Annotated in this window: 8 protein-coding genes; 2 read left to right on the forward strand and 6 right to left on the reverse strand. The window is 46.6% G+C overall.

From position 1 onward, the window contains the following. Positions 1-47: 47 nt before the first annotated feature. From ACLWMH_RS00250 to ACLWMH_RS00265, 4 genes are read right to left on the reverse strand one after another with little or no spacing between them, the layout of a single operon-like run. Complete coding sequence (locus ACLWMH_RS00250; protein WP_411914773.1) at positions 48-1,277, reverse strand: cell surface protein; 1,230 nt, start codon at positions 1,275-1,277, stop codon at positions 48-50. Positions 1,278-1,294: 17 nt separating this feature from the next. Continuing rightward, positions 1,295-2,422 carry a YncE family protein gene (locus tag ACLWMH_RS00255; protein ID WP_411914774.1) on the reverse strand — a complete coding sequence of 376 codons (1,128 nt, stop codon included), beginning with the start codon at positions 2,420-2,422 and terminating at the stop codon, positions 1,295-1,297. Next, the gene (locus ACLWMH_RS00260; protein ID WP_411914775.1) at positions 2,419-4,425 is read right to left on the reverse strand and encodes a TonB-dependent receptor; all 2,007 of its coding nucleotides are present in this window, start codon (positions 4,423-4,425) and stop codon (positions 2,419-2,421) included. Before ACLWMH_RS00260 ends, ACLWMH_RS00255 begins: the two co-directional genes overlap by 4 nt. Before the next feature lie 35 nt (positions 4,426-4,460). Then, on the reverse strand, positions 4,461-5,624 hold the full coding sequence (locus tag ACLWMH_RS00265) for a proline dehydrogenase family protein (RefSeq protein ID WP_411914776.1): 1,164 nt from the start codon (positions 5,622-5,624) through the stop codon (positions 4,461-4,463). Between the two features lie 297 nt (positions 5,625-5,921). Between ACLWMH_RS00265 and uvrA the strand changes: the two genes are divergently transcribed. Beyond that, entirely contained in the window at positions 5,922-8,795 is a 2,874-nt protein-coding gene (gene uvrA / locus ACLWMH_RS00270; protein ID WP_411914777.1) for an excinuclease ABC subunit UvrA, read from the forward strand. Between the two features lie 25 nt (positions 8,796-8,820). After that, complete coding sequence (locus ACLWMH_RS00275; protein ID WP_411914778.1) at positions 8,821-9,195, forward strand: MerR family transcriptional regulator; 375 nt, start codon at positions 8,821-8,823, stop codon at positions 9,193-9,195. A 266-nt stretch (positions 9,196-9,461) separates the two neighbouring features. Here ACLWMH_RS00275 and ACLWMH_RS00280 read toward each other — a convergent pair whose 3' ends face one another. Then, complete coding sequence (locus tag ACLWMH_RS00280; RefSeq protein WP_411914779.1) at positions 9,462-11,153, reverse strand: tetratricopeptide repeat protein; 1,692 nt, start codon at positions 11,151-11,153, stop codon at positions 9,462-9,464. After that, entirely contained in the window at positions 11,150-13,681 is a 2,532-nt protein-coding gene (locus ACLWMH_RS00285; RefSeq protein ID WP_411914780.1) for a hypothetical protein, read from the reverse strand. Before ACLWMH_RS00285 ends, ACLWMH_RS00280 begins: the two co-directional genes overlap by 4 nt. Positions 13,682-13,685 lie beyond the last annotated feature (4 nt).

Here is a 13,685-nt window from a genome sequence, read left to right on the forward strand (position 1 = left end):
AGAGCAAGATAGACGCTTCGCACCTCTTCGTCTATGTAAATAGGCTATTACTTAGTAGGAATATGTAGATCAGCGGCTCCCATTACTTCGGTAGATGTCTCCCCGATCCATCCGCATACTTGTTGCATGCCACATACGACCTTGATAAAGTCTATTCGGTCAAGTGATACCTTATTTCCCTCGTTGTCTACAGCCCAATCGATGTCCATACGGGCCCGTTCGCTACTATTCGGATAGTTATCCACGTAACCATACTCAAAGTTGGGAAGTAGGTAGGTACCATTGTTGTTTATCGCATTATCGGGTAGTCTTGTACCGCTTAGCGTGTAGCTTTTTTCTTTGATCCATGTAGGATAGTAGAACTGGGCGTGGTATTTGTTTTTGGGGATAAAGCCCGTATTACCCTGATTATCCTCCCAACGGATGTATTGAAGACTGTCGGCACTTGTCACAGGCTCCTTGTCCGGACGGAAATAGGTAACGGAGTAGTTGTGAATAGTTTTAGGGTTGTGATGTTCACTTCCGGCTAATTGATACCATTCCTCATGATCGGGTTTTCCATTTTTATTTAAGTCTTTTGCCACCCATACACAGCCCGGCTCTGCATCGTTGGCGCCCTCTTTTTTGTAAATCTCAACCGCATTACCAAAAACGATGAAGTCCATACCCGCTCTATTGACTACAGGGTGATCAAAAGTAAATATCACATAGCCCCCAAATGCCCCTAAGGAGATCAAAGCATTTTGCTTCAGGCTCTTTTCTGCCTCTGTGCGCATGTCTTCTTCTGTAGATGCGCTTTTGGAGGAGGGGAGTACATTAACAAATTGTCCCGGCGCAGGGCAGAATGTAAGCACATGAGCCAAATATCTACTGTAGGGCGTTTTCTCCGGTATTACCTCTATGGTAATGGGCAGCTCTGTGGTGTGCTCCTTTTCTGTAACGGACAGGGCAAGCTTATAGCTTCCGCGATCTCGGGCAAAGAACTGATAAGTGGGTAGTTCACTGCTCTCTTGTGCCACTCCGTCGGGTGTAGTAAGCTGCCATCGAATGGCTTGAAAGGCACCTTTAGGAGCAATATTGAGCTCATGGAGCCATTCAACGGTATAGACTTTCTGTATGCCGAAGGCACTATAATCAACGGAAGTAGGCTCCTCGCCCTGCTGCTCATTGTGTGGGGGTTGTGGTGTGCTGTGACTACAGGCTGCCAGAAAGTATAAAAGGAGGCACGCTGTACAAGCGGCAGCGTGTCTCGTTAGATGGTTAAGTAGTTTTTTCATAGTACGCCAAAGCAAGATTACTTCTTAGGACGGAAGGCGAAGCAGGCAGGTATAAAGCCGGTTTTCACTTCCCAAAGCAGCTTGCCGTCTTGAGAGAACGTGTAGAGCTTACCCTGCACTTCATAGTTATCCGCATCGGTAATGTATATATCGCCTGTTACAGGATGAATGGTCAATCCGTAAGGCGTCTTTATTTTAGCTACATACTCAGCAGGAATAAAGCTGTCAGAAATCTTTTCCTTGGTATTGGTATCGATTACCCCATAGCTAACCTTCGATACATTATTGATCCACTCACTTGCTATATAGTAAATGAAGTGTTTGTAGCGTACCATATTGGTGCAGGGGATATCGAGCTTGCTTACGTTATCCGAGGCATCAATTATGTAAAGGGAGGAGTGTATTTCGTTGTAATCGCCTCGTGAGGTAACCCATATATTGTTGCTTTCATCTAATAGCATACGATCCAGATTGATGGCAACGGGGATCTTCTTCATCTCGGTGAAAGAGCTTAGGTCAACAACAGATACGGTATTGTCGTAGTGTGGAGCCATATAACCTCCGGAATTGGCTACATAGAGCAAGCCGTTACGCACGACCATTTGCTCGGGCTGATACCCCACTTCAAGCTCTCCTGTGATTTGAAGGCTGGCGGTATCTATTCGGTACACTTTGCCAAGGGCCTCCTTACCAAATTCGGCTATACCATAGCTGGATACATATACATTGCCATTATATGAAGCAACGTAACGGCAGTTCGGTATATCGATCTGTTGGATACGACGTGTACCATTTATATTGATCACTTCTACTTTATTGGACGTATTAAGCACGGCAAACAGCTTAGAGCCATAGATATGCAGGTCGTTGCCTACATCGCCCAACTCCTTTACGACATTGGGGTTACGCGCTCCATAAATGTCATGAATGTAATAGCCTTTTTCGAAGCAGATGAAGTCCAATGAGGCATTGTTCTTCCCCATCCCTCCCTGATTCAAAATGTACACACCACCAAAGACATCCTTCGGACGGTGAGCCTCGGCTATTTTCTCATAATAATCCGGCATCTCTGGTTCATTCGTACAAGATGCAAAGCCGATCAATACGGCTAACAAGAGTGGAATAATAAAATAACTTCTTTTCATATTTTTGTTTTTAGGGTTATTCTAAAGTTTCTGCCCGGCATAGGATAATTAATAATCACTTCATATTGTCGGTTAAAGAGATTATTGCACTCTGCCAGTAGCTGCATATGGCATTTCCAAAGGGTAAAGTCATAGCTAAGCGACAGGTCGTGTGTATTCCAGCGCGGTACGTAGTTGACAAATATATTCTCCGATGCACTAAAGCGGGCGCCTGTGTACTGCATGTTGTAGGCAAGGAGCCACTGCTTATAGCCTAAGGCAAGGTTCACAGAACCACTATGCAGCGGTATATAGGGTATCTGGTGCTTATAATAGCTATTTTCCGGATTCGTTACGTCAATTGCCTTCTGGTAAGTGTATTGACTTCGTAACTCAAGGGAAGTACTTCGGGTAGGCCTTGTCTGAAAAGAGAGTGACGCATCTATCCCTCTAATGGACACTCGACCTAAGTTGAGCATGGTCCAGCGAAATTGCTGCCCCTTGGGATAAGCAACGATCTTGTTGTGCACTCGGTTGTAATAGGCATCACATCGCACGGCTAATGAGGTCACTTTACTAAAGTGGTGGGTATAGTCTATGCCGGCACTTACTTGTTGCGTTGTCTCCGGGAGTAGCTGTGGATTGCCAAAATCCGTGTAATAGAGATCATTGAAAGAGGGCATTCTAAAGGAATGCTTGTAGAAAGCATTGATATGTAGCAGCGGTAAATTGCGTAAGGGCTGCCAGGCTATAGTGACCGATGGGCTATACCGATTGAATCGCGGATGAGTATCCTTCTGCTTTGTCTTATCAATGATCCAAGTAGTAAGCAGTGCGCCTTGCACCTTTACTTGTGCTCCGGAGTAGGTAGTAGAAAGCGCAACAAAGTGACTCTGCCTACGCGGCCATACAAAGCCATATCGATCACCGGATAGGTGGTTCCAAAGAAAGTCATACGCCAGGGCCGCATACCACCCTTTGTGTAATTCGTAGGAGGCGGCTAATGAGGTGTACAGCTCTAATTGGCGGAAGCGGGTATCTATAGGTACCGGGGCATCGGAGCCGTTCTTGTAGCGCGTGCCGTAATGTGCCCATTTGGCAATAGCCGATAGGCGTAGCTTAGGGGTGAGGAATGTGTTGGCATAGGCTTGTGCAAAATTGTTATTGTCCCACATACGCTCACTACGGTACCATACATTGTTTACGATGGCTCCCGGTATTCCACGCTCACTGCCAAAATGATACACCTTGAATGTGTAGCGTCCTTTTGAAGTAGAGCCAAAGAGCGTCCCCTCTAAGCGTAGTGAGGTAATATCCCCATTCTCTCGTACCGCCGTTGTATCATAGGCTACTACATCCGTGCCGGGAATCATTTTGCGGTATCGGAAGCGATATCTACCATGGGCAGCCACAGGCTCCGCACTAAGCGAAAAGGCGAGGTGAGGCGAGAGCTTATACTCGTAGTAAAGAGAGGGATTGAATAGCCCGAAAGACCCGGTTCTTATTTTTGCCGTGAAGTGCTGCTTCTCATTGCCTTGAAAAGAGGGCGTGCGGGTTGTCAGATAGACCGTACCGGATGAGGCAAAGTCTTTAGCCGTCTGTAAGTAAGTGCTCTTTTGACCATGATATACCTCAACTCGTTCAATATTATCTAACGAGTATTGTCCTAAGTCAATTTGTCCGTTCTGTGCATTGCCCAACTCCACTCCATCGTAGAAGAACCCCACATGATGGCTTCCCATACTTCGTATATTGATTGTCTTCACCCCTCCGATACCTCCGTAATCACGTACTTGTACCCCACTAAAAGTGCGGAGTGCATCAGCTACGCTAAAGGAGGCTACCTGCTCCAACTGTTGGCCGCTAAGTACTTTAGGCTGTACTACTTCATAACGTGACCTTAGTGCCGTTACCATTACCCCTTGTAGGTGATAGGTAGAATCGACAGGAATAGGCTCTTGAGCACGAGAAAAGTACGAGATACCAAGCATGCAAATCGTCATTAGAGCGGATCTATGCGACATAAACTAAAAGGGGGAGTGTATCTCTATCTCCGAAACTACGCCTCATTTTCAGCGCGGCGTCGTTTCAGTTCTTTTTGGATGAGCGAACGTTGATATCGTATTTGTGTGCATCCGGATGCACACTCTTCGATGCGACGCATCAAATAGGGCGCCACCTTGCGTACCGTCCCATAGGGCGCATACTTTGTTACATTGTAGCCTGTATCAGCGAGGTTGAAGGATACATGGTCGCTCATCCCATATAGTTGGGCAAAGACAATGCGTGGGTCTCCCGGCGCAATCTCATTTTGCTCCATCAGCTGCGCAAGTAATTGGCAACTTTGTTCATTGTGTGTACCACAGACCAGAGAAAAACGATCCAAATGCGCTACAATAAATCTCAAGGCTTCGTTGTATTGCTGATCGGTATCCTCTTTCGTATCGCAAATGGGGGAGGAATAGCCCTTCTCTCTTGCTCGCTTTCGCTCTGCTTGCAGATAGGCTCCGCGCACTAACTTAATCCCTATTTTAAGATCCTCCTTCTCGGCTTTATCAAGTAAATGCTTTAGGTACTCCAGGCGATCCTTTTTGTACATCTGCAGAGTAGTGTATACGATCGTACGATGCTGGTTAAAGTGCTGCATAGCCTCTTCCGTAAAGCGATCTATAACAGCTTGATAGGCATGATATTGGGCATCTACAAGGATTGGCATGTCCAAGTCGTAAGCAAGCCGGCAAAGCTCCATAAAGCGATTGTAAAAGAGTGTAATCTCCTCTTTTTCGTCTTCCGAAAGGCTGTCGGGTTGCTCGGCATAGCGAACTAACGTATTGAGCGGCACTAATCCGCCGGGCTTGAAGATAGCATGGCTAATCAAATTACGATGGTCGGAAGCAAATCGCACACTATTAACCATTTCGCTATAGATAAGCACTCTCTCTTCCTCGTTGCGGCTTGCTTCTGCCGAATAGTACATAGTCGCTTTTACATCTTGCTCCCTCAGTTCATTTAGACGTGGGATGGAGTCGTCTAAAGTTTTACCGGGTACAAAGTGACTATATAAGGTCGGGTTTACGATCCATGCAATGGGAAGGTGTAGCTTATGGGCAAAGCGTATCAGCCGATTGCTCATAATACGAAAGCGCCATGCAGCTCGCCGAAGATCGCAATTAGTGCGTAACTCAAACGCAGTGGCTGTATCATTGAAATCAATCAATTGCATAGATCTTTATCGTGTTCCTCTTTTATAAGAGAATAGCTGAAAATTTCCTCTTTCAGCAAAGATAAATCATTATTCTCGTACAAGAGCAAAAAAAATCTCTCAACCTTGATAGAGTAGCCCCCTCAGGTTGTAAAAAAACATTGTCAAATGATAGTCCGACAATAGATATAGATCTTTTGGCTAAAAGATCTATATCTTTCAAAGGAAAGATCTGTAAGTTTTGTTTGAAAGATTAGAAACTTTTGTGAGGTGGATCTTTCCGTTGAAAAGCGTAACTTCGCATGAAAGGTGTAGAGCATGAGTAAAGAAGCGGATAAGAAAGCACAATCACTCGCCTATCGCCCTATAGAGGTGAAGGGGTGTCGGGTAAATAATTTGAAAAATATCTCCGTGGAGATACCCCGCGGCAAGTTGACCGTGGTGACAGGTGTAAGTGGTTCGGGCAAGAGTAGTTTGGCTTTTGACACCCTTTACGCAGAGGGACAACGCCGGTATGTGGAGAGTCTGTCGAGCTATGCCCGTCAGTTCTTGGATCGTATGCCGAAGCCCGATTGCGACTCCATAAAGTATATTCCCCCGGCTGTGGCTATTCGCCAGGGAGTAATTAGCCGAAATCCGCGCAGTACCGTAGCGACAGCCACAGAGCTATACGACTATCTGAAGTTGCTTTTTGCGCGTTTTGGTACGACCCTATCACCGATCAGTGGACAAGAGGTAAAAAGGCACACCGTACAAGACGTAGTAAAGCGCGCACTAGAGTATGAAGAGGGTACTCACCTCTTAGTAGTGGCCCCCCTAAAGCGAGACAGCACGCTATCGGTAGAGCGACAGCTCAGCGTATTACAAGCAGCAGGCTATAGCCGTTTGCTGGTGAATGATTCCCTTTGCCGGATGAGTGAAGTAGTCGATTGGCAGCCGGATGATGAGGTATGGCTGGTGATAGATCGACTCTCCGTAAGGCATGACAACGAGGAGTTCACAAGTCGTTTGGCGGATTCTGCCGAATTAGCCTTTTACGAAGGAAAATCTGCGTTGCAGCTCGTCGTGGAGAAAGAGAAAAAGGCTGTACGGCGTGACGACTTTAGCAATCGTTTTGAGGCGGATGGTATTACCTTTGAGGAGCCTACCACAGCCCTCTTTGACTTCAATAACCCAATGGGTGCCTGCCCTACCTGTGAGGGCTTTGGCAAGACCATCGGACTCTCGGAGGAGCTCATTGTACCCTATCCGTCCCTCTCTGTGTATGACGATGCCGTGGCCTGTTGGATAGGCCCTAAGTCTGCTGAATGGAAACGCTATTTCATCGCCTCCGTGGCCTCTTTGGGCTTCAGAGTTCACACCCCTTATCAAGAGCTTAATGAGCGAGAAAAAGAGCTTTTGTGGAATGGGAAAGAGGGCATAGGCGAGCGAAAAGAGGTTTATGGAATAAACGATTACTTCGCCATGCTCCGTAAGGAGTATTACAAGATACAGAATAGGGTTCGCTTAGCGCATTTTAGTGGTAGGTGCATTTGTCCAACGTGCAAAGGGCGTCGCCTCAAAAAAGAGGCTTACTACGTAAAAATAGGAGGAAAGGATATTGGCGAAGTGGTGGATATGACCATCGCAGAAGCAAAGCTTTTCTTTGATACGCTTACGTTGCCGGAGGGGCTTGAGCAGGCCGCAGACCGCATTTTAACCGAGATTAGAACACGCTTGAGCGTTGTCGCTGAGATAGGACTTTCCTACTTGCAACTATCGCGTGCCGCCAATACACTTTCCGGAGGAGAGAGCCAACGTATTAACCTTGCTACACGCTTAGGCAATAATCTTTATGGGGCTATGTACGTATTGGATGAGCCTACAATTGGTCTACACGATCGCGATACGGAGCAGTTGGTACACGTAATAGAGGAGCTTCGCGAGGCGGGTAATACACTTATCGTAGTAGAGCACGATGAAATGGTAATGCGTGCCGCCGACTACATCGTGGATATAGGTCCCAATGCAGGTCGCTACGGAGGAGAGGTCGTTTTTGCCGGTTCGCCCAATCAGATTACTTCGACTACCCCCGGCTATACAGCCGCATTTCTAACCGGTAAAGAGAAAATACCGGTACCCCCGATACGACGTAAATGGCGCAACGCCATTCAGATCTCCGGAGCCTGCAAACATAATCTGAAGAATGTATCCGTGAAGTTTCCTTTAGACGTGATTACCGTGGTGACAGGAGTGAGCGGATCGGGGAAGAGTACACTTGTGCGGGATGTGCTTTATCAAGAGACACTTCGCTATTTGGATAGAAAAGAAGGTGCTCCCTTAGGAAGAGAAGAGTTGCAGCAGGGAGCTAAGCAGAAGATACTTGGAGGAGATATAAGCCATATCCAGGCTGCTATATACGTAGATCAGAATAATGCAGGCAGGACTACCCGTAGCAACCCGGTTACTTATATGGGTGCTTATGATGCTATCCGTGAGCTTTATGCCGAGCAACCCCTTTCTAAGCAGATGGGTTATCAGCCCTATTTCTTTAGCTTTAACCGACCCGGTGGACGATGCGAAGAGTGCAAGGGAGAAGGTACCGTGACCATAGAAATGCAATTTATGGCAGACCTTACGCTGATATGCTCGGAGTGTGACGGCAAGCGCTTCAAGAAAGAGATATTGGACGTGACTTATGCCGGCGTTAATATATTTGAGCTATTAGAGATGAGTGTCAATCAGGCGGTAGACTTCTTTACAAAGCATTCGTCTGCACCTCAGTCAGGCTCCATTGTAGCTATCCTAAAGGTTTTGCAAAGGGTAGGCTTGGGGTATATTAAGTTAGGACAAAGCACCTCTACGCTCTCCGGTGGTGAGAATCAGCGCCTTAAGCTCGCTTATTACTTATCAAAGACGCGCAGCGAACCTACGCTTTTCTTCTTTGATGAGCCTACTACAGGGCTGCACTTTCACGATATCAGTAGACTTATGGAGTGCTTTGATGCATTGGTTGAGGCAGGACACACAGTGGTGATTATAGAGCATAATATGGAGGTAATCAAGTGTGCTGACTGGATCATTGACCTTGGCCCTGAAGGCGGTGCAGAAGGCGGCTATATAGTAGCAGAGGGAACGCCCGAAGCAGTTGCACTCTGCCCCGACTCCTATACAGCCCGCTTCCTAAAAGAAAAGCTCTCAGAAGCCAATTAATACGTATCAATACAGTGTGACAAGTATGGCAGAGAAGGATTTCAAATTGTACTATAGTGCCACTGAGGTTGCTGAGTTACTCAATGAATCTATTGCAACAATTAGCTATTGGGAGAAAACCTATAAGATCAATGCACCTCATTCACAAAAGGGGGTAAAGCGTTATCGACAGAAAGAGGTTGATAAGCTTAAGCAAATACACTACCTGATACGCAATAAGCATCTAAGCCGGCGAGGCGTAATAGCGGCTCTTCAATCCGGTCAAGAGGAGAATATCGACCGTCGGGCAGAAGTACTACGCCTGCTTGAGAACGCTTCGAAAGAGATAGAGGAGATACTTCAAATGATGGATGAGTATCGTATGGCAGAGGTTAAGGGACACCTTGGCTCAAAAAAATGAAATGCAGATAAAGCGTAGTCGTGCTTACTGACGAATAGAGACAGCATCATTAGGCGACACACTTGGAACAATAGTTGATTCATTTACCTTTATGCGTTCCTTTCTTCGGACAATATTTTTCAAAAGAGTACCTACTTATGGAAGTCCTATGGGGGTAAAACTTGTAGCACTCCGGCATTTCGTTAGGATCTAATAAGAAATAAAAGAAGGTTGGAGAGCCTATACGCTTCCCCAACCTTCTCAGTTTGTAGTGTTACAGCAGTTGATCAGCGACCTAGCAGGCGAGCTATTGCCTGACTGTTGCGAATATTGCGAAACTCTGCATCACTGCGTGCTTTGCTTCGAAGCGAGGGGTTCAGTAGAATGGCTTCAGACAAAGCGGTAGCTGCTTGAGCGGCACTGTTCTGCCGTGCATAACAAACAGCCTTGAGGTAGTGAGTAAGAGCTGTAGCCGGTACGGCATTATCCAATAGGTCAATGGCTCGTGCATAGTTATGCGTCATAATTTGTGCAATGGCTGCTGTAGTGCTGTGGCTCTCTTTGAGCGTAGAGGCAGCTTCGTTGTGCTTGCCCTGCTTGAGTTGGAGTAGACCCAGCACTTCCTGTTTAGCTGCAGAAGCTTCTGCTTTGTCTACCTCTTCTGCTGCATCCTCCAGCCGTCCTTCATGGATGAGAAGCAGTGCACGATTTAAGCGTACTTGGCTTTCTGCGCCTGTACCTTTTATACTATTGAGCAGTCGGTCAGCTTCCGATAAATTGCCCTGTTGGATAGCTATTGCAGCTAAGTTATTAGTAGCGCGAGAATCTTCCGGATAGAGCTGTGCGGCACGCTGATAGTATGCTACCCTATCCTTTTCACTACGCTCCAACGAAATAGCATAAAGTAGCTCTTCCACATTGAGGGAAGCGGGATTGCTGCGTAACAAATCAGTAAGCTCTTCATCACTCTTGCCCGTGGTCTCTATGATAGCCGTAATGCGAGAGCGACGCAGCTGTGGCAAAATCTCTTTACTTATACGATCATACACCACACTGATATTACGGATTTCCCGTTCACGCTCTTCCGGATCACTATACATGCTTAATACACGCAAAACGAGCTCTTTGTCGGGCAAATCACTTGCTTCTACATAAGCACGGAATCCATCCCAGTCCTGAGCCGTATAGGTTGCTCTAATAGGAAGGTCTGTATTCCCTTTTCCCAACTCTTTTTCAATGAGGCGGGTTGTACTCTCTTCACGATGCTTAGAGAGCTTTTCATTAAGCTTAACACCACCTTCGGGAGATGCATAGGAGGATACTTCTACCGATACACTTTGATTGGGAGCCGCTTTTGCTTCCTCTACTCGTTTCTTCCAAGCTATTAACTCAGGCTTACGCTTCTCTGAAGGGCGGATTACGCTACTTTCAAGTAGAAATTTGATATCCTCATCTATGCGCTCCGTTACTACACGTTGGAAGCGATCTTCAGCAAAAGCCGCCGGGGTGGTCTGAATGCCGGCAAGTGTAGCTGTAGTAATAATACCGGAAGAGAGCTTAACCGGCTTCAAAGGTAACTGCTTGCCATCACGTGATGCTCGGAAAGTAATGTACAGATCACTCTCTGCTGCCTTGGGATCGTAAAGAAAAGACCCGCTAATGGTGCGCATTCCCCCTGTGGAATAAGCAATTACAGGATTATTATCTCTTACAGCTTCGCCCTGAAGCATAGCCGAAGACCCCCAAATCTCTCCCGTTGAATAACGCAGGACGGGGGTGATACGCAGTGATACATCCTTATGCATCCACTTAGCAGGTATGCTTACCGCTACACTGTAGGGTACTTCTTTACCTACAACCTCAGGCGGATTGGGTGTTAGGGAGAATAGCCCGCTGCTGAGCGGCTTAAGCTTTGGGCTGCAGGCTGAGAGCATAGTCAGCGCAAAGATCGCTGCAGCATACTGCAAGATTCGTTTCATGCTGTCGTTTGATTATCTAATTGTTTTGTTCTTTTCTGAAGAAGTGGCACAGTAATAGCAGCCACAAAAAGCAATATCAGTAGTGCAAAAGCTATAAAGGCTACAAGCTCTGTGCGATGCAAAGAGGGTGGATCGAAGCGGAATGTAATAGTATGTGCTCCCGAAGGGATAACCGCTGCTCTAAGTATCCAGTCTGCTCTCAGCATATTTACCGATTGCTTCGGATCTCCATCTAAATATACTTTCCACCCTTTCGGATAATACACTTCACTAAAAAGAGCCAGCTGAGGTGTGGTGCTATTGGTTTCATAGACCGCTTCGTTGGGTTGGTAATGTTTTAGGGATATAGTAGCTGTGGAATCCTTAATGGTCGGCAATGCCTTTAGTTCATCGGAAGCAAAGCGTCGGTCTATAATTGCGGTAGCACCCAAATGCTCCGTAGACAAAGCCGCCATTTCTTCATCCGGAGTAGGTACTATTTTGTATTCTGATACAAACCAAGCCGGGCCGTATGCATCCGGATTGCGCTGCACGATCTGCTTTGTTTTGTCTTCCGAGGGAACAATGAAAAAGCGGGTATTGAGCATATTGAGCACCTCCGGGTTCATATTAGCCAATTGTCGGTCAATAAGATCCTGGTAGCGCTGTAGCTTTGCCGCATGGTATCCACCTACACTGAGGTGCCAAAGAGAGGTTGTGGCATCGTTGAAGGTATTGACTGTCAGATTGAGTACCCTATCTGCCGGCTTAGCCTCACTAAGTATCTCTTTATCGGCAGCGGTAAGAGGGTGCGCAGCAGCAGTTATATGCTCGTTGTGAAGAAACATATCGTCATTCAAGTAACGCTTTGCAATAGGCCACATATCAATGAGCAGCGCAATAGTCATAAGCCCTGTCATTATCGTGGTTGAATTTTTCCGGTTTCTGAAGGCACCCTTCGTGAAAACAATAAGCAGCAAAGCGCCGATCGCTATTACAAAGAAGCTCCGCCAAGCATCACTGACTAGCATACTCTTGCGTGCCGTTACCAAGGCATCACGTAGGGAGCCGTAAATGGGATCTTGTGCGATCAGCGGACGGAGCTGTTCGGCTTCAAATTGTGATATAAAGTTTCCGGCAACAGAGGGGAAGAGTGCCAGTACAAGTGTAATGAGTAGGGGCAATCCAAAAGAGATAGCAGTCGCTACTTTGCGCTCTTTCAGTATATTCTTATTGTGCACTATTTCCACAAAAGCGAGTGCCGCCATAATGGGTAGGGTAAACTCAGCGACCACCAAAAAGGAGGATACCGAGCGAAACTTGTCGTACAGTGGAAAGTATTGTATGAAAAAGTCCGTCAGTGGCATAAAGTTCTTCCCCCACGAGAGCATAACGGAGAGAATAGTCACTATAAGCAATCCCCATTTAATAGGTCCTCTTACCACAAAGAACCCAAATATAGCCATACAAAGCAGGAAGGCACCTACGTACACAGGGCCACTTGTAAAAGGTTGTTCGCCCCAATAAGATGGACTCTGAGCGACAGTTTGACGCAGCTCGGGTTGTATCTTTTCCAATCTCTTAGGGTTGACTCCGATAGGTTCGGAAGCACCCCCGCGAATATTAGGTACCAGCAGCGAAAGCGTCTCGCCTACTCCGTAACTCCATTGGGTGATATACTCCTTACTCAGTCCTGAGGCATTCACTCCATCTGCATTGCTTTCAGAAGATGCCGTAAGCTCACTGCCCCCACGCATAGTCTCTTTGCTGTATTGATAGGTATGGTATAGATTGCTGCTATTCACTGCTACACCGATCAATCCGGCACCTAATGCCACACAAGTAGAGATTATAAAATGCTTAAATGTTTTCTTTTGGATCGCCTCCACAAGGAATGCTATGACAAGGGCTGCCATCACAAAGAGAAAGTAATAAGTCATCTGTACATGGTTGCTTAGTACTTGCAGTGCTGTGAATAGAGCTAAAAGGAACGCCCCCCACCATCTTTTTCCGCGATAGATCAATATCATGCCGGCTATGGTAGGCGGTATGTACATAAGAGTCATAAGCTTCCAAATATGCCCTGCGGAAATAAGGATCACAAAGTAGGAAGAAAAGCACCAAGCTATACTACCGAAGAGGGCAATCCAATCGTTAACTCGGAGTACCTTCATTAGAATAAAGAAGCCGATCAATAGTCCGAAGAGTAGCCACGGATAGTCTCCCAACAAGTTTAATGGCCTCGATAGTGTATAGGCGCCTTGAATAGTACTCAATGCATTGGTAGAGGGATACTCGGGTGCTATCTGGTACATGGGCATTCCTCCAAACATACTGTTGGTCCAGTAGGAGCGTTCGCCTGTTTTCTCATAAAACTTGCGCGCATCGGTACCCATACCGACTGCACCCTCCACATCCTGTCGATAGAGGGTACGCCCTTCAAAGGTGGCAGGGGTAAAGTATAGGGTAGCAATGAGTGCAAAGCAAAGCACAATGAGGGCATAGCGTCCTATGCGAAGAAGCTTGGTTCGGTCGGAAAATATTTTCATTGGA

It is taken from the genome of Porphyromonas miyakawae (assembly GCF_045865415.1).
Lineage (GTDB): Bacteria > Bacteroidota > Bacteroidia > Bacteroidales > Porphyromonadaceae > Porphyromonas > Porphyromonas miyakawae.

Excerpts from the sequence above, each read along its gene's own strand:
- ACLWMH_RS00255 (WP_411914774.1), bottom strand. The coding sequence starts at position 2,422 with ATGAAAAGAAGTTATTTTATTATTCCACTCTTGTTAGCCGTATTGATC.
- ACLWMH_RS00285 (WP_411914780.1), bottom strand. The coding sequence starts at position 13,681 with ATGAAAATATTTTCCGACCGAACCAAGCTTCTTCGCATAGGACGCTAT.
- ACLWMH_RS00280 (WP_411914779.1), bottom strand. The coding sequence starts at position 11,153 with ATGAAACGAATCTTGCAGTATGCTGCAGCGATCTTTGCGCTGACTATG.
- ACLWMH_RS00260 (WP_411914775.1), bottom strand. The coding sequence starts at position 4,425 with ATGTCGCATAGATCCGCTCTAATGACGATTTGCATGCTTGGTATCTCG.
- ACLWMH_RS00275 (WP_411914778.1), top strand. The coding sequence starts at position 8,821 with ATGGCAGAGAAGGATTTCAAATTGTACTATAGTGCCACTGAGGTTGCT.
- ACLWMH_RS00265 (WP_411914776.1), bottom strand. The coding sequence starts at position 5,624 with ATGCAATTGATTGATTTCAATGATACAGCCACTGCGTTTGAGTTACGC.
- uvrA (WP_411914777.1), top strand. The coding sequence starts at position 5,922 with ATGAGTAAAGAAGCGGATAAGAAAGCACAATCACTCGCCTATCGCCCT.
- ACLWMH_RS00250 (WP_411914773.1), bottom strand. The coding sequence starts at position 1,277 with ATGAAAAAACTACTTAACCATCTAACGAGACACGCTGCCGCTTGTACA.